Source organism: Fontibacillus panacisegetis, assembly GCF_900102215.1.
GTDB lineage: Bacteria > Bacillota > Bacilli > Paenibacillales > Paenibacillaceae > Fontibacillus > Fontibacillus panacisegetis.
In genome coordinates, this window is record NZ_FNBG01000025.1 from 15,069 (window position 1) to 39,409 (window position 24,341).

Here is a 24,341-nt window from a genome sequence, read left to right on the forward strand (position 1 = left end):
TCACCGTCCTAACTACGTCTATAGAGATCTCATCAATCTACACTATACAAGCAGCTCTTGATGTCTTATTTGCGGAGTTTCAATCTGAATCGTCGTATGCCCGATATTGAACTTCACTTCTAAAATCTCAATAGCCTCCTGTAAAATACGTTGTTGTCCTGGCTCCTCGCCCGTTACCAAATGACAGCTGAGAGCGTTCATCCCTGAAGTAATGCTCCACACGTGCAGATCATGTACCTCAATGACACCGGAGATTTTCTCAAGCTGGGACTTGATCTCTTCCATATCTACACCATATGGGGTTCCTTCCATAAGCACATGTACAGACTGAGTAATTACTCCCCACGCACCTTTTAGAATCAACAATGCTACAATAACACTTACAATCGGGTCAAAAATATACCATTCAAACACTATCATCACAATCCCGCCAAGAATAGCACCAATCGAGCCGAGCGCATCACCTAGAACGTGTAAATATGCACTTCTCATATTGATATTTCCTTTGACATCCCCTTTTCTCAGAAGAGCCCAAGCACTGGCAAGATTGGCCAACAGACCAATTGATGCAATGATAATCATAGTACCACTCGACACCACCGGAGGTTCCATCAGCCGTCCGTAGGCTTCCCAGATAATAATAGCGGCAATAACAAATAGTGTGACTCCGTTCAACAAGGCAACCAGAATTTCAGTCCGATAGTAACCGTAAGTTTTGCGTGAATTAGCTGCTCTGGATGCAAACCATAGTGCAAATAAACTAAGCACCAACGAACTGGCATCACTTAGCATGTGACCCGAGTCCGACAAAAGAGCCAGACTGTTGGTTACGAGTCCACCAATGAATTCCAATACAGCAATGGAGCCCGTAATCACTAGTGCAATAAGCAGCCCCTTTTTGCCTCCTGATCTGGCTGCATGATGATCATGGCTATGGCCGTGGTGATGTCCATGACTATGGCTGGGATGATGTTCGTCATGATCGTGATTGTGATTATGCATGTTCTCCACCCCTTCTGTGGTCACATTCAGCATGTTCAATTGCTTGGATCAGCAACGAGATGACATGCTCATCATCGCAGCTGTAGTAAAGCGTATTTGCTGATCTTCTGAACTTCACAAGCCTCAAATTTCGCAAAAAACTGAGCTGATGTGAAATAGCGGATTGGGATAAGCTCAAAACCTCCGAAATATGCGATACCGAACACTCTTCCTGAGACAACAAATACAATATCCGAAGCCGTGTTGGATCAGCTAAAGCTTTAAAAATGGATGCTACATTTTGCGTCGTTTCATCACTTAGAAAAGAATGATTACTTTTGTCCATTTATAACAACTCCATTCAAAATTTGATACCTCGTAATTCTGTATATGAGCATATGCTCATATACAGAATATACCTGTACACCGGCTTTGTCAATCAGTGTAATGGAGTCGGTGGAATATTCTTTAACTGCTCAAGGGGAAAGCCTGATGCCTATTTGGGATGCGATGTACGATTGGGGCAAGCAGTATATGGAAAACGTAGTACAGGATAAGGTTACTATTAAAGAAAGTGTTTAAAAACGGGGCTGTCCGTTACGTGGGCTGGAGAAAGTGAAGCATCAAAAACTTATCGAAAATAAAAATCGGGGGCCATAAAAAACTCCTTTACTGGTGATTTACCTGAACCAATAAAGGAGCAAAAAAATATTCATTTACCAAGTAGATATTTATGGGTATAGAATAATTTCCACAAACAAAATCTCTTGCGGTTCCCCTTACTCCTTACCCTTTCAGCTCACCTTATGCTCAATTCTAAGCTTGTCAGCAACCATCGCGATGAATTCAGAGTTCGTGGGCTTCGATTTGCTGATATTGATCGTGTAACCGAACAGGTGCGAGATGCTGTCGATGTTGCCACGGGTCCAAGCTACTTCGATCGCGTGTCGAATGGCACGTTCGACGCGGGAGGGCGTCGTTTTGAATTTCTCAGCGATGGCCGGATACAGAGTCTTCGTAATTGCTCCCAATATTTCGATGTTGTTATAAACCATCGTGATTGCTTCACGTAAGTATTGATATCCTTTAATATGCGCAGGAACGCCAATTTCATGTATGATCGACGTGATGTTTGCATCCAAATTTTTCCCTTTGCCAAGCGGTACAACATTTGACTTCGCAAATGTCTGAGACGTCGTTGAGCTTGACATCTGCACTCCAACAAGTTGACGAATCCGGTTGGCCAGTACCTCCATATCGAACGGCTTCAGGATATAATAAGACGCTCCAAGCTGTACAGCACGCTGTGTGATATTTTCTTGTCCGAAAGCGGTCAGCATAATGATCTTAGGCTGTGGTGACAAATTTATATCACGTAAACGTTCCAACACGCCCAGTCCATCCAAATGTGGCATAATGATGTCCAGTATAAGCACGTCCGGAACTTTAGAAGCGTTGTCGATCATCTCCAGCACTTCTTCACCATTATAAGCAATACCTGAGACGACCATATCGTCCTGCTCCGAAATGTATTCTGCGAGCAAACTTGTAAATTCCCGATTATCATCCGCCAACAACACTTCAATTTTATGCACTGACTACCTTCCTCCTTAGAATTATCAATCTCTTTTCTCTTCTTCCAGAATAAGGATTCGACATCCAAAAGTAAATTCCTTCTGTCGAATTTTATTTTCTTTATTTTTTTTAATAATTAAGTTATAATTATTTATTTACTTACATAAAATGAGATGTTTCAGTCGAATTCGACAATCCATTCAGCAATTTTCTTTGCCAAGGCTATAAACATCATACTTACTATTTAAACCAAATTATTAAACCGAAAACAACATATTGTAACATAAAAATAAAAATCCTAAGGCGTTAACTCGCCTTAAGATTTTGAGATAGCTGATTGCTATTACCTTTAAGGATTCCAGCATCCTGAAGCATCCACTCAATAAAGCATCCATAACCTGAGCGTGGATCGTTAACAAATACGTGTGTTACCGCTCCGATAAGCTTACCGTTCTGTATAATGGGACTACCACTCATGCCTTGAACGATACCGCCTGTTTTTTCCACTAGTCTAGGATCAGTTATCCTTATAACAAGCCCTTTCGTTTCAGGGGCATTTTGTCTCGATACATGAACGATTTCGATTTTAAACCGCTCAACACGTTGTCCTTCAACAACCGTTAATATTTCAGCCGGCCCTTCTTTAACCTCTTCAGCAAAAGCTACAGGAATACCTTCATTATACACACTATGCTCAGGGTTTTGTTCCATTTTGCCAAAAATTCCGAAAGGGGTATTTCGTTCAATATTTCCTAGCGTCTTACCTTCTTTAATAAAGTGAGCTCTTTTCTCTCCCGGTTCTCCACTTTCACTTTTGGAAATGGACGTAACACTGGATTGAAGAATTTGACCGCTTCCCACTACAATTGGAGTTTGAGTATTCATATCTGTAATAACATGACCGAGTGCCCCATAGACACCTTGATCCGGTGCATAGAATGTCAAAGTACCGACTCCCGCTGCAGAATCACGAATGTACAAACCTAATCTCCAAGCCCCATCACTTTTGTCAAAAGCAGGGGACAATGAAGTGGTAAATGTCTGACCTCCACGCTTGTAAGTGAGCTTTAACGGCTTCTTACCTTGACCGGCACGAGCAGCTATGTCAGATACATCCTTTACATCTTTTAACTCAATGCCGTTCATATGCGTGATGAGGTCGCCAATCTGTATTCCGGCAGATTCGCCTGGGGACACTTTCTGGCCTTCGTTAGTGACCTGATGGTGACCTACAACTAAAATACCGGCGGACTTCACTTTAACTCCTATAGTTTGACCGCCGGGAATCACCTTTAAATCGGGGATAACATTCACTTTTACTGTCTTCAGGGGAATTTGTCCGAATAATTTCATGCGAAGCTTGGCTTCTCCACTACTCACAGGTGACAAATTGAGCGGCTCACCGAGCGATACAGTCATCGTTGGTGTAGCCTGTCCGTTAACCATAACTACATCTGGCCGATCAACGCTAACCTTTGCCTGCACAGGTAAAGATAACCTTAATTGCTTACCCTGACCCTGAAACAAGCGAAGTTCGTCCGGAAAAACAGGGAATTGACCATTAGCTGCCGACGTGATAAGTGCACAAAAAGTAAAAGCAGATAAAAGACCGAGCAATCTCTTCCTGAGGTTACGGTTCAATGGCTGTCACGCTCCCTTAACTTCTATCGCTTGACGAAAAGGTGGTCGCCAATTGCGTACCTATAACATACCCCGGGCAAGGTCTTTTATTACTGTTAAACATTGTCCCGATCGTTAAATTGCATCCTTCTGTGCCTTAGCGAGACCGATCATTTCCTGCGCATGATGTAATGTCTTTTCAGTTATTTCTACGCCCCCGAGCATTCTAGCCAATTCCTTAACTCGTCCATCTTCATCCAGTGATTCTACACGAGTCATTGTACGTCCGTCTTCGATGATCTTCTCGATTAAATATTGTTGATCAGCCATACAAGCCACCTGAGGCAAATGAGTAATTGAGAACACCTGACACGTGCTTGACAGTCGGTACAGCTTCTCGGCGATGGACTGTGCCGCTCTGCCACTAACTCCTGTATCCACTTCATCGAAAATAAGTACTGGCACTTCATCATGTCTTGCAAAAATACTCTTCAATGCCAGCATCATCCGTGACAATTCACCACCAGAAGCAATCTTGCTAAGTGGGCGAAGCGGTTCACCTGGATTTGGTGATATCAGAAACTCAGCGTTATCAATTCCATTCTTACCAGGGCGCAGTTTTTTTCCATCCCATTCAATACCATGAACATCCTCATTCAAGGATAGCTTCACCTGAAGTGAGGTTCGTCCCATTTGTAAATCCTTAAGCTCTTGCTCGATTTGAACAGCAAGCTCTTCCGCCTTTACCTTTCGAACGGCGCTAAGCTTAAATGCATCATTCATAAGTTCATCTAATAATTCTTCGCGTTGAGACTCCAATTTTTCGAGCAACTCATCCTTATTCTCAAGCATGTCACTCTCAAGCCGAATTTTCTCATAATATTGCAAAATTCCTTCAACATTATCACCGTACTTGCGGCGCAATGATGAAATAAGATCCAAACGTTCTTCTACCTCTTCCAGTCGCTCCGGATTGAATTCAATGTGCTCACGATATGCTCTCAAACTAAATGCAGCATCTTCAAGTTGATAATACGCGGACTGTAGCTGTTCAAGAAGTGGGGCAATTCCCTTGCTGTCATAGTTCGAAACATCACCCAGGCGAGATACCGCTTTGGCAATAGCTTCAAGTCCTTGATTTCCATATAAGTACTCATATGCTTGTGAGACTGAATCCATCATTTTCTCGCTATGAGATAGCTTGACCTTTTCTTCAGCAAGAAATTCATCCTCACCCGATTTTAATCCTGCTGCTGCAATTTCCTCCAGTTGAAAACGGTACAAATCAAGCATCTGCAGCGCTTGTTGGCTTGTGCTGCGAAGCTCATTCCATTCTTTATTAACCTTGGCAAAGGAGGCATATGTATCCTGATACTTCGCCTTGACTGGTCCGATTATATCAGCACCATAAGCATCAAGAAGTTCTAAATGCCGATCAGGACTCAGCAAAGATTGATGCTCATGCTGACCATGCAAATTGATCAAGCCTTCTCCTACCTCGCGAAGCATCGACAAATTAACGAGCTGTCCATTTATTCTCGCTGTACTTTTTCCTTGCATGCTAATTTCCCGGCGAATAATTAGGGACTCGTCGGAATTTGCGATAATGCCCAATTTCATAAGTGTTGTCCAGACGGAATGATTGCTGGGTAAATCAAAGGAAGCCTCCATCTCAGTCCGCTCACAGCCGTATCGTATTAAATCAGCGGAACCCCGACCTCCTGCAATTAGACCCAAAGCATCGATAATAATGGACTTCCCAGCCCCTGTCTCCCCTGACAATACATGAAAACCGGCATGGAATGTAACATCCACTGACTCCACTACTGCCAAATTCCGAATCGATAAATGGACTAACACAATGGCAACTCCCTTCGCCAAACCAATATAAATTGCTAAGAAATAAATCCTAAAATTTGGTCAATTATAAATTGACTGTACTCTTCATTTCTGCATATCAGCAAAATTGTATCATCACCACAAATGGTTCCGAGCAAGTCTGCCCACTCCATATTATCGATCAGTACAGCCACCGAGTTAGCTGTTCCCGGAAGACATTTCACAACAACGAGGTTGCCGGTGTGATCAATATGAACAAAATTATCAATCAAAGCACGCTGCAGCTTCAAAACCGGATTGTATCTTTGAGCTGTAGGCATTGAATATTTATATCTTCCATCATCTGTAGGAACCTTTATCAACATCAATTCCTTAATGTCCCTTGATACTGTAGCCTGAGTAACCTGAAAGCCAGCTTTGCGGAGCGCTTCCACTAATTCATCCTGAGTTTCAATTTCTTGTCCTGCAATAATTTCACGTATTTTAATATGTCGTTGACCCTTCATAACATCCTCCCAGTCCCTTTAAGAACGATTACTCATCATCATCTGTAGTTAAGGTGATTTCTTTGATCTCTCCGTGGTCTGCATCTACATAAAGAACACCAGCACACTCAGGATAAAGCAGCAGATATGGCAAAAGCTCCTTACGGATACCACTGCCTGTCCATTCGATGCCAGAACGTTCACGAGCCATCCTTACCAAATAGAGTTCCCCGTCCCTCTGGACAATATAGTCGATAAACATACGGCTATGCAACAAGCTGTCATTTACTTTGAAAGTTAGCGGGACCTTCAGCTTATCGCTGACGACTTCATAACCCGCCCTCTCGAGAAGATGCACAGCAGGATGATCCAGAATGACTTCATTCATTTGAAACCCTAATCTGGACCTCAGCGTCAAAGGTTTTCTAACCCAGGTACGAAACGAGCGGTAGCTAATAAAAAACACTATTCCAGCGATAAGCACCATCAGCAATCCGTCCCAGTGTTCCTCCATCGAAATCACCTCAAATGATAATTCGACGCTGGATGCCTACCTCCTGTTCATCGTCACCAACAATTTATTGCAAAGGATGTATATCTCCATTATAGAGAACGTTTGTTCTGTTTTCAATATCCATCCAGACAAAAACCCGTCATTTCGACGGGTTTGTATGAAAAGTATTTGAAGCCTCCTCGACTACTTGCCGAGCTATTTTCTGAATTTCTACCAAGCTTGCCGAAGTTTTCTGTTCTGCCACTACCGGGTCAAGCTCATTATTGGGTTCCAATCCAAGGTGAGCAAGAAACTCAATATTCCCTTCACCACCAGTAATTGGGGAGAACGTCAAGCCCTTTAGCGTATACCCAATACTAATTGCAAAACTGAGCACCGTCTCCAGCACATCCAAATGAACTTTGGGATCACGGACAACCCCGGATTTTCCTACCTTCTCACGTCCTGCCTCAAATTGAGGTTTAATAAGGGCTGCGATATCCGCTGGTCGTTGCAGCAATTCAATTAATGGAGGTAAAATAATTTTTAGCGAAATGAAAGATACATCGATACTGGCAAAGTCAGGCTGAGGACCATCCAGATCACTTGGGGTCATATAGCGGAAATTCGTTCGCTCTTTAACATTTACCCGTTCATCATTTCGTAGCGACCAGTCCAGCTGGTTATAACCTACATCGATCGCGTACACGTAGCTAGCCCCATGCTGCAAAGCGCAATCCGTAAAACCTCCTGTCGAGGAACCGATATCCAGCATCACTCGCTCGTTCATATCGATCCCAAACTGCTTGATTGCCTTCTCCAGCTTCAGGCCACCGCGACTAACATAAGGATGAATGGCGCCCTTTACAGTCAGCGAAATATCCCGTGGTACTTTAGTGCCCGCCTTCTCGATTCTCTCCTGACCTCCAAAAATCAGTCCGGCCATAATCGCTGCTTTCGCTTTTTCACGACTGTCAAAATAGCCCTGCTCAACTAATAGAACATCTATACGTTCTTTGGATACTGACATGAAATTCTCCTGACTAACGGCTATCAAGCCGCCCTATAACTAGGACGGCTTTACCTTTTTGCCGTACGTATATTGTTGTCCGGAGCGATACTCTTGAACTTTACGAACTACTGCTTCAGCCGTAAGGCCAACTTCCTGCAGCTGCTCCTTAATACTTCCATGTTCAATAAAGCGATCCGGAACACCCATCAAACTAATATCTAGACCGGACAGTCCATGCTCTGCAAAAAATTCAAGCACAGCGCTTCCAAGGCTTCCTGCCTGTGAAGCTTCCTCCAGAACAATCATATGATGTCCATGCTGTGCAAGATCAAGAAGCATGTGGTTATCGAGCGGCTTAAGGAAACGGGCATTTACAACAGTAACCGAGGTTCCGTCACGCCGCAATATTTCCGCTGCTTCTTCCGCAACCTGTACCATCGGTCCAACTGCAATAATCGTTGTTCCTTCACCTTCACGAAGCTTCTCCCAGCTTCCGATCCGAATGGTATGCAGTTCCTCATCCAACGGTACACCAAGAACATTAATTCTTGGATAGCGATAAGCGATAGGACCATCATTATAATCTAAAGCTGTTTTCATCATATGACGGAGCTCATTCTCATCCTTCGGCATCATAAGAACCATATTAGGAATATGACGTAAGAATGCAATATCAAACACACCCTGATGAGTTTCACCATCTGCTCCAACAAATCCTGCACGGTCAATTGCAAACATGACGTTCGCATTATGTCGGCAAATATCGTGTACTATTTGGTCATAGGCCCGCTGCATAAACGTAGAATATACAGCAAATACGGGTTTCATTCCTTCCATAGCAAGCGCAGCACACATCGTTGCAGCATGCTGCTCGGCAATACCCACATCGATCATCCGGTCAGGAAAATACTCGGCGAATTTAACGAGACCCGATCCGCCTGGCATTGCAGGGGTCACCGCTATAATCCGTTCGTCCTTCTCCGCAAGCTCAATCAAAGTCTGTCCGAACACTTCAGTATACATCGGATTACCGACTGCCTTCAGCACCTGGCCAGACTCGATTTTGTATGGGGTAATACCATGCCATTTGAAGGAATCCTCTTCGGCGGGAGAATAACCTTTACCTTTTGTAGTGAGGACATGAACCAGCACTGGACCGTTCACATTATTCGCTTGATTGAATGAATCAATTAGTCCAGGTAAGTCGTGACCATCAACTGGACCTAAATACTTAAATCCAAGCTCTTCGAACAGAACTCCAGAGACCATCATGTATTTGAGGCTATCTTTCAGCTTCTCAGCGGTTTTTGCTAACTTGCCGCCTATAGCCGGTATTTTCTTCAGAAGTTGTTCCACTTCGTCCTTGGCACGCAAATAATTGCGATCAGAACGAATTTTCGTTAAATAATTGTGAAGCGCACCGACATTGGGCGCGATAGACATTTCATTATCGTTCAAAACGACCATCAGGTTTTTTTTCTCATGTCCGATGTGATTAAGCGCTTCAAAAGCCATGCCGCCTGTAAGAGCTCCATCTCCGATAATGGCAACAACTTTATTGTTCTCGCCTTTCAAATCACGAGCAAGCGCCATACCCATTGCAGCCGACAAGGAAGTGCTGCTGTGACCGGCCTCCCACACGTCATGCTCACTCTCACAGCGTTTTACAAAACCGCAAAGTCCGTTTTGCTTGCGCAAAGTATCAAACTGATCTTTCCGACCGGTAAGAATTTTATGGACATAAGCCTGATGACCAACATCAAAAATAAACTTATCCTGAGGGCTGTTATAACAATAATGAAGTGCAATTGTAAGCTCAACTACGCCTAAATTGGGTGCAAGATGTCCACCTGTCACCGACAGCTTCTCAATAAGAAATTGACGAATTTCAGCAGCCAGTGGCGTTAATTGCTCTACTGAGTATTTTTTCAAATCACTGGGATCGTTTATTTGTGAAAGCAGCACTCGATTTCCCCGCTTTCCTTGTTTAGTTAGTAATAGCCATTATTATACCACAGACATTTATCATATCGAAATCATCCAAAATTTAATGATCTCTCTTCAGCAAATAATCTGCGATATCCAGCAGCATTTCGGGGTTCGGTATGTCGCCATTAGTGAGCGCGTCTTTAGCGACACGTGTAAGGCGATCCACTTCTGCACGGGAATCCTCAAGTCCGATAAAATATGGATAGGTCACTTTTCCCTGCTTCACATCACTTTGCGTCTTCTTCCCAAGCTTGCTCTCATCCCCAACCAAATCGAGGATATCATCCTGAATTTGAAAAGCCAGACCGATCGCGCGTCCGTAGCACTCAAGTGCTTCAAGCTGCTGCTCAGTCGCTGAAGCAATGCGGCCTCCTGCCTTCAATGAGAACACGATAAGATCCGCAGTCTTGTGTTCATGGATATAACGGAGCTGCTCCAGATCCGTAATGCCCTGTTCACCTTCCATATCAGCAACCTGACCACCTACCATCCCGGATGGCCCAGCATATACTGCCATATCCTCTACAATCGCAAGCACATCAGATGCCGGAACCCCCAAGCGGGCTGTCTGGGCAATGCTGTAGAATGCATGAGTAAGCAAGCCGTCACCTGCCAAAATTGCCATTGCCTCACCGAACACTTTATGATTCGTCAATTTTCCACGACGGTAATCATCATTATCCATTGCCGGCAAATCATCATGTATAAGCGAATAGGTATGTACCATTTCCACAGCGCAGGCGACGGGAAGCGCCACCTCTTGGCTTGCCCCCAGCGACTCCGCCGCAGCAATGACAAGCACTGGTCGTAGACGTTTACCTCCCGCCATTAGAGAGTATTCCATTGAACGCTGCAAATTGTCAGGAACCTCGTGATGGTCAGGAATAATTGCATGAAGCCGATCCCCGACAAGCTGAGCTATTTCCTCGATGTAGCGAGAAAGCGAAGGATTAACCAAGTGAATCGCTCTCCTCTGTCTGTGGTACAAAAGGCTTTTTACTGATGTCTCCGCCTTCTTCCACGATCATTTCGATTTTACGTTCCACCTGTGACAGCTTTTGACCACAGAGCTGGGATAATTGCATTCCTGTCTGAAACAGATCAATCGCTTTCTCTAACGGAACATCGCCATGCTCCAATTGGGATACGACGTCCTCTAATTGCTTCATTGCTTCTTCAAAACTCATTTCCTGTTCCTGCGTCATGCTCTTCCTCAGCTCCTCTTCGCCTCATGCCCCATACTTGGCAATCGAGTTCTCCATCGATAACCTTCACCTTTAACATATCACCAGGTTCAACGTCATCAAGTGATTTTATCAAAGTCTTCTCTTGTTCGTCGTAAATCAAACTATATCCACGTCCCATAACCTTCAGTGGACTTAATGCATCAAGCTGCCTTATCCCAGATGTTAATTGTGAGGATTTCTCTTTCATAATGCCCATCATCGCAGCTCGAAGAAGACGTCCTGCTTCTACATGCCGTTTCTTAGCATACAGTAAGGACTCTTCAGGATGATAGCGAAGCAGACGCTGATGCATTCGTTCATAGGATGCTCGCATCAATTCCTTGCGAGACATCATCCGTCCCTGCAGGCGCGATGCAAGATGATCCAGCCGCTCCGCGTGCTGGATCAAGCTTCGCTGCGGCTGAAGCAGCGCAGGCGAGTTCTGTAAACGACGAAGTCGTTCACGCGCCTGCGACAAGCGGTGCTGCAGCCCTCGCTGCAGCACCTGCTCGGTTTGGCGGAGCTGAGCTTTAAGCTCCGCCATATGCGGCACGGCGAGCTCTGCCGCCGCTGTTGGCGTTGCTGCTCTCAGGTCGCTGACAAAATCGGCGATCGTAAAATCCGTCTCATGGCCTACGGCCGAAATAACCGGAATTTGCGATTCATAGATCGCCCTGGCGACCCCTTCTTCATTGAACGCCCACAGCTCCTCCAGCGAGCCGCCTCCTCGGCCGACGATAAGAACGTCGGCCTCTCCCATCTCATTCAGCGTCCTAATCGCTTTGACGATGGAAAGCGCAGCCCCTTTGCCTTGTACAAGTACTGGGTACAAAATAACCGCAGCCTGTGGATAGCGTCGCTGAAGCGTCGTCAAAATATCACGGACAGCAGCTCCCGTTGGTGATGTCACTACCCCGATCACCTTTGGAAAGCGAGGCAGCGGTTGCTTCCGCTCAACGGCAAAGAGCCCCTCTGCTTCAAGCTTGCCTTTTAGCTGCTCGTAAGCCAGATACAGACTGCCGATCCCATCAGGCTGCATATGCGTCGCATAGAATTGATATTGTCCATCTCGTTCATAGACCGATACATTCCCTCTAGCGATTACCCTTGTTCCTTCTTTCGGAATAAAGGCCAATCGCTGATTATGCGATGCAAACATAATGCTCTTGATCCGACTGTCCGCATCCTTCAGGGTAAAATACATATGCCCACTGGAATGGTGAGTGAAGTTCGAGATCTCTCCCCGAATCCACACCTCAGACAATAAAGTGTCCGATTCCAGCTTCATCCGAATATATCGGTTCAATTCCTTAACGGAGAAAATACGCTGTTCCACGGAGTCGCCCCCTTCTATCCTGCCGCGATCATTTATAGCTATCTGCGTATGCTGCGTAGTAAGACTTTTACGCTTGATCTCTTAATCTTTTGGCAGCGATCAACGTGTTTTGCATCAGCATCGTAATCGTCATTGGACCAACGCCGCCCGGAACCGGAGTAATTGGACCGGAAACTTCCTTCACGCTCTCAAAGTCAACGTCTCCAGCCAGTTTTCCGTTATCCAGACGATTCATGCCTACATCGATTATTACGGCTCCTGGTTTCACATAGGACGCATCTACAAAGTTAGCCCGCCCAATTGCAACTACAAGAATATCAGCCTGCCTGGTTAATTCTTTCATGTTTGCAGTGCGGGAATGACACATCGTAACGGTAGCATTCTCACGTTGAAGCAGTAAGGATACAGGCTTACCCACAATGTTGCTGCGGCCGATAACAACTGCATGCTTTCCGGAAATTTCGATGCCTGTACGTTTGATCAGTTCGATGACTCCCGCTGGAGTACAAGGAAGCAGACTGTCATCACCAATTACCAGATTACCAACATTCACTGGATGAAATCCATCCACATCTTTTTCAACAGCAATTGCATCAATAACTGCTTTTTCGTTAATATGCTTAGGAAGAGGAAGCTGTACAAGAATACCGTGAATATCCTCTTGCTTGTTCAGCTTGTCCACCAGCGCAAGAAGATCGCTCTCGGAAGTGGACTCCGACAAACGATGCACCTCGGAATAGTAACCCAGATCATGACACGCCTTCTCTTTGTTGCGAACATACACTTGTGATGCTGCATCTTCACCAACAAGCACTACTGCCAGTCCAGGTGTAAAACCAAGCTTATTCAAACGTTCAACTTCTTCACGAAGAGCTCCTCTAATATCCTCTGATACCTGTTTTCCATTAATCACTGGTGCTGACATGATTGACATCCTCTCCTTAATTGTTACAAATTTATAATATAAATTATAAGGATAATCTAATGCTTATTGCCACTTTAATCTCAATGTCTGTTAGTTCTTTAGATTTTAGCTTTTAACTGATCTACATCCTGAATCATTTTACCAAGCACACCATTAACAAATTTACCCGATTCAATCGTCCCAAAATGTTTGGCAAGCTCGATAGCTTCATTAACTGCAACCTTACCAGGTACATCATTACGTATAATCATTTCATATACAGCCAGACGCAGCACCTGTCGATCTACCTTTGACAATCGACTAACCTGCCAGCCTTTCAAATAATCACTTAGCAAGCCGTCAATAGCTTCTTTATGGCTCCATGTCCCGTTTACGATTTCCAACACGAAATCACGAGTCGCACCCTCATCTGACAGCTTAACCTCACTCTCGTTGTCACCAGCTGCTTCCATAAGCAGCATCATTACTGCCTCCAAAGCCTCCACTTCATTCATTTCCATATGATACAGACTTTGTACTGCAATTTCTCTTGCTAATCGCCGTTTCATGGATGTCCTCCTTCTTTATTTTGAAGCCTCTATATAACTTAATCCAAATTTGTATTTCTAATCTTCACTATTCCCGTTCTTTAAACACAAACAACCTTATTTAAACAGAAAAAAAACCTGTAGCATGCTACCTCCACAAAATGGGCAAGATGAAACCGAGCTCTTTTTCCGGAGAAAGCATATCACAGGAATCATTTAAAAGGACGCCAACGTGACTCCAGCCACTGCTTCATCTCACTCCAGGGCAGGAGCGTCCCCTGATCCAAATCCTTATATTTGCCGATCGTATAGCCGACATATAACAAGAGCGCGCAAAACAACATATTCCAAAATCCGAAAAACAGATAGATCGGGCATAAAAACACGGCCGCCGCCAATCCTAGCAGGCGTCCCCTGTGACTCTCCCACAATTGTTTCCAGAACACCCTGCTACTCCCTCCTATTCAACACGGCTTTTGATAACCGTTGATTGGACAAGGTTAGCTATATATACAGAGACATTAGAAACAGGTATACCTGTAATCTCCTCGACATAATCATGAACCTGCTTCTGTACTTCCTCAGTTAAGGTCAAGATAGAAGCTTCTCCATCAACCATTGCCCGTACAACAATTTCAAGACCTGCGTCAGTGATCCGTATTCTTGTCTTGACTTCCCTGATGCCGCGAACACGAGTTGCTGCCTTGTAAGACAAATTCTCAATCGTCTCGATTGAAATCTGAATATCCCCGTATTCGGTCCGTTGATCAATAGACGGCAACGAATGACGATCACGTTTCACTGAAATGTAAAAGAAACGGATGCTTAATAAAAATAAAACAGCAGCCACAATAATGGAAACGAGCGTTAGCATCTGTTCATCAGACTCAGTCAACGACAGCGGTAACACGTTACTCAGCAGGAGGATGGCGATAAGGGATAATATTCCAATACTCAAGCTGTACACAAACAGCAAAAGTCTGTCAAAAATTTTGGCCACGACAGAAACAGCCTCCTTATAGGGTAGTCGCGATAAGCCGTTGTACTCGCTTATCTCAAAATTATAGTAAACCCCTGACGCTGGTGGTCGGGGGTTCGTTACCTTGCAATTATTTCACCCTGTGGCTTGGTTCAATCTCTTCATTTTTCTCAGCTGTCTTGAAGATAACGTCGTGAATATGTACATTCACTTCAACCACCGTGAGACCTGTCATCGTCTCAATAGAGCGCTTAACGTTACGCTGAATCTCGGTAGCCACCTCTGGAAGACGATTACCATACTCAACAATAACAGATACATCAACAGCTGCTTCACGTTGGCCTACTTCTACCTTAACGCCCTTGGAAAGATTCTTTCTTCCGAGCAATTCAGCGATTCCGCCAACAAATCCACCGCTCATGCCAGCTACACCTTTAACTTCAACTGTAGCCAACCCTGCAATCACTTCAATAACCTCGGGAGCAATTTGGATCTCACCGATTTCTGTACGTTCAAATTCCGTAGGTAAAGTACTCATATTATTCATCCACCTCTCAATAAGTATGACGCAGTCAACCCTAATTCAGAGACTCCGCACTTATTATAAATACTATATCATTTTGGACTCATTATGACAAACTCCTGTCCTCTAAAAAAGAGACGTCCACATAAAGAAACTCGCAAAAAAGGCCGTACTGATGTATGAAGCCAAACATGATCGGCTTCATACATCAATTTCAACCTCAAGCGAGTTCATCACAAAACTTCTGATAAAAGCTTAAAGCTCGTGTTCTTCCAAAAACTTAATATCAAATGTTCCCTCGACAAAAACAGGATGATCTAATAGCTTCTGATGGAAAGGAATCGTCGTATGAATACCTTCGATAACAAATTCAGATAAAGCACGCTTCATCTTGGCGATAGCTTCTTCACGCGTCGCTCCCCATACGATCAGTTTGGCAATCATCGAATCATAATACGGTGAGATCACATATCCAGGATAAGCCGCACTGTCAACACGAACTCCCGGCCCGCCCGGGGCAAGGTAGAACCCTATTTTGCCCGGTGAAGGCATAAAGTTACGCAATGGATCCTCAGCGTTGATCCGGCACTCAATCGACCAGCCATTCAGTTTAATATCATCTTGTGAAAAAGACAGAGGATTACCTTCCGCTACCGAAATCATTTCCTGTATCAGATCCACCCCGGTAATCATCTCAGTCACCGGATGTTCAACCTGGATTCTCGTATTCATTTCCATAAAATAAAATTTACCGTCCGGACCATATAAAAATTCAAGTGTTCCTGCACCGGAGTAATTTACAGCAAGCGCAGCTCTTACAGCAGCTTCGCCCATTTCCTTACGCTTGTCTGGAGTCATAACAGGACAAGGTGCTTCCTCAACCAGCTTCTGCCGACGACGTTGCACAGAGCAATCACGTTCCCCCAAATAGACGGCGTTTCCGTGCTTATCTGCGATAAGTTGAATTTCAACGTGCTTCATGCCTGTTAAATACTTCTCCAGATACACACCCGCATTACCAAACGCCTTCTGTGCTTCTTGCTGTGCGGTTGCAATTTGCTGAATCAGTGATGTTTCGTCCTCTGCAATACGAATCCCTTTACCGCCACCACCAGCGGTTGCTTTAATAATAACCGGATAACCAATATCACGCGCTACCATTACAGCTTCGTCCAAATCCTCTATAAGTCCGTCTGAACCCGGGATAACTGGAACATTCGCCGTTTTCATCGTCTGCTTCGCTACCGCTTTATCGCCCATTCTAGTAATCGCATCAGGAGATGGACCTATAAATGTGATGTTGCATGAACCGCATATTTCTGCAAAATCAGCATTTTCTGCAAGAAAACCATATCCCGGGTGAATAGCGTCACACTCAGTTAAAGTAGCAACGCTCATTAAATTCGTAAAGTTCAGATAACTGTCTTTGGACAGTGTCGGACCGATGCAGTAAGCTTCATCAGCCAAACGGACATGGAGCGAATCTTTATCGGCCTCCGAATAAACGGCTACAGTTGAAATGTCTAATTCACGGCATGCGCGAATAATTCTAACCGCTATTTCACCGCGATTCGCGATCAATATTTTATGAAATTTCACGTATCTTGATCCTCCTTTAAAAACTCTCTAGCACCTTAACAGGTATAATGGCCGAAGATTACTCCGGCTTCACCAGAAAGAGAGGCTGTCCATATTCGACAAGCTGGCCATTCTCAACTAGAACATTTACGATTTCACCTTTGACTTCAGCTTCAAGCTCATTCATAAGCTTCATAGCTTCGATAATACATACCGTAGTCTTCTCGCCCACACGGTCGCCAATGTTCACAAAAGCATTGGCTTCAGGTGAAGCCGAGCGATAGAAGGTACCTACCATCGGTGATACAATGGTATGTAAGCCTGCAGTTTGATCGACAACAGCTGGTGCATTCGACCCCGCTACAGCTTGACTAGCTGCTTCAACAGGTGAAGGTGCTGCTGTAACAGGCGCAACTGCACTAGCAACTAGTGTTGGTTGGACCTGAACAATTTCACTCTTCCCAGGCTTGCGGATGCTGATCCGGGAACCTTCATTTTCAATTTCAAGCTCATGTACGGACGTTTTGTCCAGAAGTTCAATCAATTCTTTGATTTCATCTAAATTAAACATGTACTAGACACACTCTCCTTCAAGCTTTTCCAAAGCCTTGGCCTTTGCTTCACCATAACTTTATGTATTATATCACAATCGATAAAAATGGAAAGAGTCCAGGAAATCACCTGAACTCTACCAATAATTTCATATCTCTAGGTATTAGAATCTATTGAGTAATGTATTGAACACTGATTTTATCCTGCGATACACCAAGCTCTTTAATGACCAAATCCATAATACCTACGGCATCTTTTGCTTCCAATTTGTCGCTGACTACAAGCACTTTATATTTATTATCCGACTCGGTCACGACAGCATTGGAATATGTTTGCTGAAGCTTTTCTTCGATATCATAAATTTTTTCTTCCTTTTCTTCAAGAGCGCTCAATTCCTTTTGTGCCATAACTGCTTCATCGAGCGTTTTATTCTCATCGTTAATCGCTTGAAGCAATTCATCCTGCTTCTTCATATTCTGTTCAGAACGCTGGAATTGATATGCAGTAAGCGTATCGGCGCCGGAAGAACCCTGATATTCCAGCTGCTTAAGTACATCTTCATCCTTCACAGCTGTATTACTGGTCCCTTCTCCTGTCGCTTTAGCAGAGTTATCCGTTGATGAATTTACATCGGAATCTTTCTTAGAGTCTTTATCAGAGTCTTTATTAGAATTTTTACTAGAATCTTTTGCTCCTTCTTCTGTTGTGCTGCCCGTCTGGTCAGACTTTCCGGCGTCGCTTTCACTTGTTTCGTTTGTAATCACATCGGTACCATTTTCGCTCACCACTTCAGAGAGAATCACTTCATCGTTCTGAGGCAATGCGTCACCTGAAGTGGTCTCTTGAGTATTACCATTTTCCATAGTAGTCACCTTTTGACCTTCTGCCACGGGTGACTTGGATGGATTATCCTCTGTAAACAAGTAGTACGCGGACAACAGCACCATCAAACTGAGCATCGATACAAGCCAAACTGTCTGTCTTTTGGATTTCATACTTAAAATTCCTCCTAAATGTTTTTAGTAATATATGAATTATTGTGACTGCTTACGTGGTACAACCGAGATGCGGTAAGCTGGCACATTCAGACCTTTTTCAACTGCATCCACGATCAGTGATTTAACCGTTTTGTTCTCAGCTCCCTTAGCAACAATCAACACTCCACGCACCTTGGGCTTTATTTTTTTCGTTACGATGGGCTGCTCATTTCCTGAAGATTCATACGTTACAATTTGACCGTCCTTCGTATACTCTGTAATATGCCGTTTTCCCCCGTTTGGATCGGTCTCCTCAGTCAATTCCTGGGTATCTTTCACATTTCGCTGGACGATAACCTCTTCTGTTGAATCAATCGTGACCATCACATCTACAGCACCAACCCCAACTATTTTCTCCAAAATATCCTTCGTCTTGGTCTCAAGGGATAATTCAATTTTGGCAAAAGGGCTCTCGGCTATGTCCTCGGAAAGCGCCGTTACAGGTAAATCCTGCATAACCGGAGGCTCCCTTCCTTCACCTCCAGTATCCACCTTCTTTACGTTCACGAATGAATTAAAAAGCATGATGGCGATCCCAATTAGACCTATAATTAGCAGCAGACGAAATGTCTGTGTTCTTTTTTTACCGTCCGTTCCTTTACCGATCCATTGTTCCAGCTTTTTAAGCCATCCCGGCATTTACATCACCTCCCTATCGATCTTCTATGTCTCTTTTAACACTACAGTCACTGCTTCTCGCGGAACCCCCCATTCCTCGCGCAGTAAGTTTTCTATTTGACGGATTGTTTGATCTTTAGCTTCTTGTAAACTGTCTTTGATGCTTGAATTAGCTGTAATGGAGCTGTTATTAGAAGCATCCGGCGGTATCGCTACAGTAACTTGTACATTCTCGACTGGCTCCACATTATCCACTTTTTTCGGATCATCACTAATTGTCTTGCCATCGGATTCAATATTTGATGGATCACCCATTACAACTTCTACTGCTGTTATTCTCGGTTCTAACTGCTGCTCTGACGATAACTCGCTTGCATTGCTTTTCGAATTCCTTTTGTCGCTCCTTGCGTCGCTTCCGGTTGACAGCTTAACCATGACTCTTACGACAGACTGTCCGGTTTCGTCCTGAATCTGCACCTTCATTTGTCTTGCCGCCTCTTCACCAGTCCATTGCAACGCCTCTGATTCTCTTTGCCTTCTAAGCTCATTACCTTGCTGTAAAATTTGCTGCGTGCTCTGGTTCATCTCCGGGTTGTCCATATCGCTTATATTGTCTGAGATTGCCATTTCCAGCTTCTCTGCCGATTGCATGGACAGAAGTTTCATAACCGGTGACAACAGTGTCAGCAAAATAATGAGACTTACAACAAACTTCACATAACGCTCCATGGAACGATTCGGGAGTAGCAAGTCAATAAAGACGGCGATGAGGACGACAAAAATGATTTCCTTCAGCCATTCGCTCAGTATGGACAAGTTATCGACACCGCCTTGCTATAATCAGTTCAACGCATCATCACTGTAATATTCCCGGCTGATAGCATGATTGTTATTGCCAGAAAAAACATCATTCCAACTGCTGCAAGAGCAGCAAATACATAGAGCATGCTCTTTCCTATAGTTTCCAGGCAACTCACAATCGGTGTATCTCCAAGAGGCTGCATTACTGCTGAAGCAAGGTTAAAAATCAGCGCTAAAGTTAAAATTTTAATTGCGGGAAAAGCGCATAGAAAAAGCAAGATGACTACTCCAACCAAGCCTATCGAGTTTTTGACGAGTAATGATGCTGATATTACGGTATCTGTAGCATCGGCAAACACTTTTCCCACTACGGGAACAAAGTTGCCTGTCAAATATTTGGCTGCCCGCAGCGTTACTCCATCTGTGACTGATCCGGCGATTCCCTTTACTGAAATGACCCCTAGAAAGACGGTTAACAATATTCCCAACAGAGCCATACTTACTGTCCTCAGCAGGTTGGCAAGCTGTGTTAATTTGTATTTATCAGATAACGAACTGACAATATGCAGAACCGCCGAGAAAAACAGCAATGGAAATACTACGGAGTGAATCATCGTACCCACCGTATGCACCATAAATACAACAAGCGGATGCGTAACCGATACAGTAACTACATTTCCCATAGATGCCAGCAGTGTAAATAGCAAAGGAACCATGGCCATCATAAAATCTATCATTCCCGTGATAGCCTCAGTTGCATAAGTAATCGCAACATGGAAGCTGTTAATCGCCAGGATCAAAATCACCATATAGCAGATAGAGTAGGCCACCTTGCTTACCTGCTTCCTCTCAAATGCCGTTTGCAGCGTCTCCAGAATCATACTGAATACTGAAAGAATCACTATGGTAACAAGAATATGACCGTTATAGAGCACCTCGTGCCACATGTATCGCATAAGTCCTGAAAATGCAGATTTCAAAGATAAACTCTGGTCCTTCTGAAGCAACATATCCATGAAGGAGGGGATCTTCTGATCCGGGAAAAAACCTCCGTATTCCTTCATCAGCTTCTGCCAATAAGTCTCCACCTCTCCAGTGGGAAGCTCTTCTGCCTGTGTCTGGAGCCAATAGTTATCTTGAGTTTCGGGTGCTTCCGCATAGATGCGTATCGGCCACATAAGCAGGAGTCCGAAGATGATCATTATCCATGTTTTTTGCTGCCACAATAAATCCCTGCGTTCCATACTCTGTACCACCTATCTACGTCGGCAACAGTTTGAGGACTGTTTCAATAATGATGCTGATAATTGGAATGGCAAGCACCATAATTAGCACTTTACCCGCCAGCTCGATTTTGGAAGCGATGCTTTCCTGCCCGGCATCACGGACAATTTGAGCTCCAAATTCCGCGATATACGCAATTCCAATTATTTTGAGAATCGTCTTTAAATAAATCATTTGAATGCCTGAGGATTCAGCTAACTGCTCCAGAACCTCAATTATCCCGCCAATCTTGCCAACGATGTACAGAAAGATAAGGATTCCTGTACTTGCGGCTATTAAAAAAGCGAATATCGGCTTTTGTTCTTTGATGACCAGAATTAACACCGTCGCCACAAGTCCCAGTCCAACAATCTGAATCATTTCCACAGCCGCTTCACCTACTGAAACAAAAAGATGCTCTTAATTTCCTGAAACAGACTGTCCAAGAGTCGAATGACCATAAATAATACGACAACAAAACCGATCAAAGTCACCCAATGCGCCATATCTTCTTTTCCCATCTGCTTCAGCACCGTATGAATCATGGCGATAATTATTCCAATGCCTGCAATTTGAAAAATAGCGTTCACTTCTATGTTCATTGATTTGGCACCTCGCTATCATTTTCACTGGCGACAATCTGAGCTGGATGGGAAGAAATATCAGTAGAACAAAATAACGATGAACGCACCGCATAATACTCCCAGACTCTTATACATTTTCTCGTAGCGATTTTGTTCTTCACGAGCTATTTCTTCCTCACTTTCAAGCTGCCGGACCGCCGTCGCGATATGGCCAAGCTGGTCCTTGCGATCGCTTGTCCCGAGTGTAAAACTGAGCTGGTGCAATACATCCTTCTCCGCGTTCTTCATCGCAGTGTACTTCCAGCCTGACTGAACGGCCTTTTGCAAGCTTTCCTGCGCTGTCCGATGATGGGGCGAATTCATCCATTTGGCAGCTTCACTCAAGATAAATTGAATCGGCTCCCCGCTCTGCTCTCCAATCCGCAATAGCGCATCAGGAAGCGGAGTGAAACCGTACATGATCTCTGTTTCCAGCCGTCTAAGAGCCAGAATAGTTCTTCGAATTTGGTTGGGCCGCCTAGCATACTCTCTGGACCGTATCCATCCGGCCAACGCTGCAGCTGCGATTACCATAACGGCACCCAGGATTTTAAGCATTAACTTCCCTGCCCTTCGCTTCTCTAGCAGGCCCATCAGGCAATTGAACCCTTCTACGCTTGTCATCCCATAATCTGAACGCCATACCTTGATCAGTCCGCTTTAATACGGCATACATCTGAAAGAAGGAGCACTCCAGCAGCCTGGACATTGCCGGACGAGACGATAAATCATCCACGTTTGAACCGTGTGCTGTAGCAATTACTCGAACTCCTGCATGAAGAGCCTCAGCCAAAGCATCAACATCCTCTGACCGACCAATTTCATCTACGATGAGAACATCCGGTGACATGGACCTGATCATCATCATCATGCCTTCCGCTTTTGGACATCCATCCATCACATCCGTCCTTGGTCCTACATCAAAGCTTGGTACACCACGCTTGCTGCCGGCAATTTCTGACCGCTCGTCAATTATTCCAACCTTCATTCCCGGCCATCTTGCCTCTGGATGCCGCCAAGTCCCACTGCTAATCTGTCTTGCCAGGTCTCGAATTAAAGTGGTCTTACCCTGCTGGGGAGGAGAGAGGATCAGTGTGTGCAGGACACTTTTGTGCTTGAAATCAAGTATCTGCGGCAATAATGTGTTCGCTAAACCCTTGATTTCGCGAGCCAAACGAACATTGTAGCCACTTATGTCCCGTAGATGCTCTACTTTTCCTCCCCCAAGCACTGTCCTGCCGGCAAGTCCAATTCGATGGCCGCCTTCGATCGTAATGAAGCCTTTACGAAGCTCCTCTTCCATCGTGTACAGGGAATGATTGGTAATAAGATCCAGGAGTCGGTTGCATTCCTGCTTGCTTGGCATAAATGCTTTTGCAGCATCCAGGGTCATTCCACCCTCCGATGTGAGATAGCAGAATCGCCCTCCGGCATTAATTTCTAGCGGACGTCCCTCACGGATTCGTATTTCCTCAAGTCCTCCAAATACTGAAGGCGGGAGAGCAGATAACAAAGAGCGGATATTGTCGGGAAATACGGTTAACCAACTAGGGCTCATAGGCGTACCCCCTGAAATCTTTCTCTTATTTTTTAGAATGTTATGCTTATATCTCATTTGTATGCCTGTACTTCATCTTTATGACTGCAAATCTATCATTTCTTCAAAATTCCAATTAAGAGACACGCGACACCGCTGCCGATCCATATGATTTTGCCCCAGGACAGCCTATCAGCCATTCCAGACAGCCCTATCGCCGTAGTGATGATTAAAACGCTTGGTCCAACAAAAGCCAGTGCTGAATTAACCGCCAGCGCCTTATCGACCCGTCCCAGCTTCAACATGAATAGCGCGGCCAAGATCTCAATAGACCCTGATATAATCCTGAGCGACGCCATACTAGTCACAAATTTATCAAGCATGATGTCTTGATTGACCCCCTTCTTGTCCTATTGCACTCTCTAACTTATGCTTGAGAAACTCTATTTAGAAAAGCTTTGTTGAATATTTCTTATCGTTATGTATGATAAAATGTAGTGATCAAACATTAGAATTTCAAAAGTCTTTGTTGTCTATTATTTATATGGGTTAAAGGATATCTGTTTACATTCAATGGAATAGAAGAGGCCTATCACGAAGACTCTATTGTTTCACCGAATGGTGACTATTCAGCTAAAAATTTATTATGAATATTATGGAGGAGCAGCAGGAGTATTCTATTAAAAGGCACTTATACAAACTGTTATTCTAAAGAATAGATAGCAATTAAGGTGTCAGTCCAGTTGACGAGAGGAATACATACGCTGTGTTTGTACGCGTAGATGTGATATTCAGGGAATGAGTGATACAGAGGTATTAGAG

Annotated in this window: 28 protein-coding genes and 1 pseudogene; 1 reads left to right on the forward strand and 28 read right to left on the reverse strand. The window is 44.3% G+C overall.

Translation table 11 applies throughout. From position 1 onward, the window contains the following. Window positions 1-42 precede the first annotated feature (42 nt). Both BLS49_RS18135 and BLS49_RS18140 read right to left on the reverse strand, forming a co-directional pair. Window positions 43-1,002 carry a cation diffusion facilitator family transporter gene (locus tag BLS49_RS18135; RefSeq protein ID WP_091233978.1) on the reverse strand — a complete coding sequence of 320 codons (960 nt, stop codon included), beginning with the start codon at window positions 1,000-1,002 and terminating at the stop codon, window positions 43-45. Then, window positions 995-1,327: an ArsR/SmtB family transcription factor gene (locus BLS49_RS18140; RefSeq protein ID WP_091233981.1), complete on the reverse strand. Its 333-nt coding sequence runs from the start codon at window positions 1,325-1,327 to the stop codon at window positions 995-997. Before BLS49_RS18140 ends, BLS49_RS18135 begins: the two co-directional genes overlap by 8 nt. A 98-nt stretch (window positions 1,328-1,425) precedes the next feature. Here BLS49_RS18140 and BLS49_RS18145 point away from each other — a divergent pair. Continuing rightward, window positions 1,426-1,563, forward strand: a pseudogene (locus BLS49_RS18145) (winged helix-turn-helix transcriptional regulator); the annotation flags it as partial. Between the two features lie 212 nt (window positions 1,564-1,775). Here the strand turns inward: BLS49_RS18145 and spo0A are convergent. From spo0A to BLS49_RS18275, 26 genes are all read right to left on the reverse strand, one after another. After that, entirely contained in the window at window positions 1,776-2,576 is an 801-nt protein-coding gene (gene spo0A, locus BLS49_RS18150) for a sporulation transcription factor Spo0A (RefSeq protein ID WP_091233987.1), read from the reverse strand. 286 nt (window positions 2,577-2,862) lie between these two features. After that, window positions 2,863-4,197, reverse strand: coding sequence for a SpoIVB peptidase (spoIVB, locus tag BLS49_RS18155; protein WP_091233990.1), 1,335 nt, complete (start codon window positions 4,195-4,197; stop codon window positions 2,863-2,865). A 114-nt stretch (window positions 4,198-4,311) separates the two neighbouring features. Further along, on the reverse strand, window positions 4,312-6,036 hold the full coding sequence (gene recN, locus BLS49_RS18160) for a DNA repair protein RecN (RefSeq protein ID WP_091233994.1): 1,725 nt from the start codon (window positions 6,034-6,036) through the stop codon (window positions 4,312-4,314). A 35-nt stretch (window positions 6,037-6,071) separates the two neighbouring features. Continuing rightward, entirely contained in the window at window positions 6,072-6,521 is a 450-nt protein-coding gene (ahrC, locus tag BLS49_RS18165; protein WP_091233998.1) for a transcriptional regulator AhrC/ArgR, read from the reverse strand. A gap of 28 nt (window positions 6,522-6,549) precedes the next feature. Beyond that, window positions 6,550-7,014, reverse strand: coding sequence for a hypothetical protein (locus tag BLS49_RS18170; RefSeq protein WP_091234189.1), 465 nt, complete (start codon window positions 7,012-7,014; stop codon window positions 6,550-6,552). A 139-nt stretch (window positions 7,015-7,153) separates the two neighbouring features. Continuing rightward, window positions 7,154-8,023, reverse strand: a complete 870-nt coding sequence (locus tag BLS49_RS18175) for a TlyA family RNA methyltransferase (RefSeq protein ID WP_091234001.1) — start codon at window positions 8,021-8,023, stop codon at window positions 7,154-7,156. Between the two features lie 39 nt (window positions 8,024-8,062). Then, window positions 8,063-9,970, reverse strand: a complete 1,908-nt coding sequence (gene dxs, locus BLS49_RS18180) for a 1-deoxy-D-xylulose-5-phosphate synthase (RefSeq protein ID WP_091234006.1) — start codon at window positions 9,968-9,970, stop codon at window positions 8,063-8,065. An 82-nt stretch (window positions 9,971-10,052) separates the two neighbouring features. Continuing rightward, window positions 10,053-10,952, reverse strand: a complete 900-nt coding sequence (locus BLS49_RS18185; protein ID WP_091234010.1) for a polyprenyl synthetase family protein — start codon at window positions 10,950-10,952, stop codon at window positions 10,053-10,055. Continuing rightward, window positions 10,945-11,199 carry an exodeoxyribonuclease VII small subunit gene (xseB, locus tag BLS49_RS18190; RefSeq protein WP_091234013.1) on the reverse strand — a complete coding sequence of 85 codons (255 nt, stop codon included), beginning with the start codon at window positions 11,197-11,199 and terminating at the stop codon, window positions 10,945-10,947. Before xseB ends, BLS49_RS18185 begins: the two co-directional genes overlap by 8 nt. Next, window positions 11,171-12,508, reverse strand: coding sequence for an exodeoxyribonuclease VII large subunit (xseA, locus tag BLS49_RS18195; protein WP_425432163.1), 1,338 nt, complete (start codon window positions 12,506-12,508; stop codon window positions 11,171-11,173). Before xseA ends, xseB begins: the two co-directional genes overlap by 29 nt. Window positions 12,509-12,623: 115 nt before the next feature. Continuing rightward, a complete protein-coding gene (folD, locus tag BLS49_RS18200) occupies window positions 12,624-13,481 on the reverse strand; it encodes a bifunctional methylenetetrahydrofolate dehydrogenase/methenyltetrahydrofolate cyclohydrolase FolD (RefSeq protein ID WP_091234019.1) in 858 nt (285 codons plus the stop codon). A gap of 98 nt (window positions 13,482-13,579) precedes the next feature. Beyond that, window positions 13,580-14,029 (reverse strand): transcription antitermination factor NusB, encoded by a 450-nt coding sequence (nusB, locus tag BLS49_RS18205; RefSeq protein ID WP_091234022.1) that lies wholly within the window; start codon window positions 14,027-14,029, stop codon window positions 13,580-13,582. A gap of 191 nt (window positions 14,030-14,220) precedes the next feature. Continuing rightward, on the reverse strand, window positions 14,221-14,454 hold the full coding sequence (locus BLS49_RS18210; protein WP_091234026.1) for a DUF2273 domain-containing protein: 234 nt from the start codon (window positions 14,452-14,454) through the stop codon (window positions 14,221-14,223). A 14-nt stretch (window positions 14,455-14,468) separates the two neighbouring features. Then, window positions 14,469-15,008 (reverse strand): alkaline shock response membrane anchor protein AmaP, encoded by a 540-nt coding sequence (amaP, locus tag BLS49_RS18215; protein WP_091234029.1) that lies wholly within the window; start codon window positions 15,006-15,008, stop codon window positions 14,469-14,471. Between the two features lie 109 nt (window positions 15,009-15,117). Continuing rightward, window positions 15,118-15,525, reverse strand: a complete 408-nt coding sequence (locus tag BLS49_RS18220; protein WP_091234032.1) for an Asp23/Gls24 family envelope stress response protein — start codon at window positions 15,523-15,525, stop codon at window positions 15,118-15,120. A gap of 240 nt (window positions 15,526-15,765) precedes the next feature. Beyond that, window positions 15,766-17,109: an acetyl-CoA carboxylase biotin carboxylase subunit gene (accC, locus tag BLS49_RS18225; RefSeq protein WP_091234036.1), complete on the reverse strand. Its 1,344-nt coding sequence runs from the start codon at window positions 17,107-17,109 to the stop codon at window positions 15,766-15,768. 58 nt (window positions 17,110-17,167) lie between these two features. Beyond that, the gene (gene accB / locus BLS49_RS18230; RefSeq protein WP_091234039.1) at window positions 17,168-17,659 is read right to left on the reverse strand and encodes an acetyl-CoA carboxylase biotin carboxyl carrier protein; all 492 of its coding nucleotides are present in this window, start codon (window positions 17,657-17,659) and stop codon (window positions 17,168-17,170) included. A gap of 151 nt (window positions 17,660-17,810) precedes the next feature. Next, window positions 17,811-18,635: a SpoIIIAH-like family protein gene (locus BLS49_RS18235; RefSeq protein WP_091234042.1), complete on the reverse strand. Its 825-nt coding sequence runs from the start codon at window positions 18,633-18,635 to the stop codon at window positions 17,811-17,813. 39 nt (window positions 18,636-18,674) lie between these two features. Then, window positions 18,675-19,316 (reverse strand): stage III sporulation protein AG, encoded by a 642-nt coding sequence (gene spoIIIAG, locus BLS49_RS18240; RefSeq protein ID WP_091234045.1) that lies wholly within the window; start codon window positions 19,314-19,316, stop codon window positions 18,675-18,677. 24 nt (window positions 19,317-19,340) lie between these two features. Continuing rightward, window positions 19,341-20,111: a stage III sporulation protein AF gene (spoIIIAF, locus tag BLS49_RS18245; RefSeq protein ID WP_091234049.1), complete on the reverse strand. Its 771-nt coding sequence runs from the start codon at window positions 20,109-20,111 to the stop codon at window positions 19,341-19,343. A 29-nt stretch (window positions 20,112-20,140) separates the two neighbouring features. After that, complete coding sequence (spoIIIAE, locus tag BLS49_RS18250; RefSeq protein WP_245742559.1) at window positions 20,141-21,274, reverse strand: stage III sporulation protein AE; 1,134 nt, start codon at window positions 21,272-21,274, stop codon at window positions 20,141-20,143. 82 nt (window positions 21,275-21,356) lie between these two features. Further along, window positions 21,357-21,746 carry a stage III sporulation protein AD gene (gene spoIIIAD, locus BLS49_RS18255; protein WP_091234051.1) on the reverse strand — a complete coding sequence of 130 codons (390 nt, stop codon included), beginning with the start codon at window positions 21,744-21,746 and terminating at the stop codon, window positions 21,357-21,359. A gap of 11 nt (window positions 21,747-21,757) precedes the next feature. After that, entirely contained in the window at window positions 21,758-21,961 is a 204-nt protein-coding gene (spoIIIAC, locus tag BLS49_RS18260) for a stage III sporulation protein AC (protein WP_009225775.1), read from the reverse strand. A 60-nt stretch (window positions 21,962-22,021) separates the two neighbouring features. Then, entirely contained in the window at window positions 22,022-22,540 is a 519-nt protein-coding gene (spoIIIAB, locus tag BLS49_RS18265) for a stage III sporulation protein SpoIIIAB (RefSeq protein WP_091234054.1), read from the reverse strand. Further along, complete coding sequence (gene spoIIIAA, locus BLS49_RS18270) at window positions 22,533-23,540, reverse strand: stage III sporulation protein AA (RefSeq protein WP_091234058.1); 1,008 nt, start codon at window positions 23,538-23,540, stop codon at window positions 22,533-22,535. The genes spoIIIAB and spoIIIAA overlap by 8 nt, the downstream gene beginning before the upstream one ends. Window positions 23,541-23,635: 95 nt before the next feature. After that, window positions 23,636-23,902 (reverse strand): YqhV family protein, encoded by a 267-nt coding sequence (locus BLS49_RS18275; RefSeq protein WP_091234060.1) that lies wholly within the window; start codon window positions 23,900-23,902, stop codon window positions 23,636-23,638. Window positions 23,903-24,341 lie beyond the last annotated feature (439 nt).

Excerpts from the sequence above, each read along its gene's own strand:
- BLS49_RS18135 (WP_091233978.1), bottom strand. The coding sequence starts at position 1,002 with ATGCATAATCACAATCACGATCATGACGAACATCATCCCAGCCATAGT.
- BLS49_RS18140 (WP_091233981.1), bottom strand. The coding sequence starts at position 1,327 with ATGGACAAAAGTAATCATTCTTTTCTAAGTGATGAAACGACGCAAAAT.
- ahrC (WP_091233998.1), bottom strand. The coding sequence starts at position 6,521 with ATGAAGGGTCAACGACATATTAAAATACGTGAAATTATTGCAGGACAA.
- BLS49_RS18170 (WP_091234189.1), bottom strand. The coding sequence starts at position 7,014 with ATGGAGGAACACTGGGACGGATTGCTGATGGTGCTTATCGCTGGAATA.
- BLS49_RS18175 (WP_091234001.1), bottom strand. The coding sequence starts at position 8,023 with ATGTCAGTATCCAAAGAACGTATAGATGTTCTATTAGTTGAGCAGGGC.
- xseB (WP_091234013.1), bottom strand. The coding sequence starts at position 11,199 with ATGACGCAGGAACAGGAAATGAGTTTTGAAGAAGCAATGAAGCAATTA.
- xseA (WP_425432163.1), bottom strand. The coding sequence starts at position 12,508 with ATGAAGCTGGAATCGGACACTTTATTGTCTGAGGTGTGGATTCGGGGA.
- folD (WP_091234019.1), bottom strand. The coding sequence starts at position 13,481 with ATGTCAGCACCAGTGATTAATGGAAAACAGGTATCAGAGGATATTAGA.
- nusB (WP_091234022.1), bottom strand. The coding sequence starts at position 14,029 with ATGAAACGGCGATTAGCAAGAGAAATTGCAGTACAAAGTCTGTATCAT.
- BLS49_RS18220 (WP_091234032.1), bottom strand. The coding sequence starts at position 15,525 with ATGAGTACTTTACCTACGGAATTTGAACGTACAGAAATCGGTGAGATC.
- accB (WP_091234039.1), bottom strand. The coding sequence starts at position 17,659 with ATGTTTAATTTAGATGAAATCAAAGAATTGATTGAACTTCTGGACAAA.
- BLS49_RS18235 (WP_091234042.1), bottom strand. The coding sequence starts at position 18,635 with ATGAAATCCAAAAGACAGACAGTTTGGCTTGTATCGATGCTCAGTTTG.
- spoIIIAG (WP_091234045.1), bottom strand. The coding sequence starts at position 19,316 with ATGCCGGGATGGCTTAAAAAGCTGGAACAATGGATCGGTAAAGGAACG.
- spoIIIAE (WP_245742559.1), bottom strand. The coding sequence starts at position 21,274 with ATGTGGCCGATACGCATCTATGCGGAAGCACCCGAAACTCAAGATAAC.
- spoIIIAC (WP_009225775.1), bottom strand. The coding sequence starts at position 21,961 with ATGAACATAGAAGTGAACGCTATTTTTCAAATTGCAGGCATTGGAATA.
- spoIIIAB (WP_091234054.1), bottom strand. The coding sequence starts at position 22,540 with ATGCTTAAAATCCTGGGTGCCGTTATGGTAATCGCAGCTGCAGCGTTG.
- spoIIIAA (WP_091234058.1), bottom strand. The coding sequence starts at position 23,540 with ATGAGCCCTAGTTGGTTAACCGTATTTCCCGACAATATCCGCTCTTTG.
- BLS49_RS18275 (WP_091234060.1), bottom strand. The coding sequence starts at position 23,902 with ATGCTTGATAAATTTGTGACTAGTATGGCGTCGCTCAGGATTATATCA.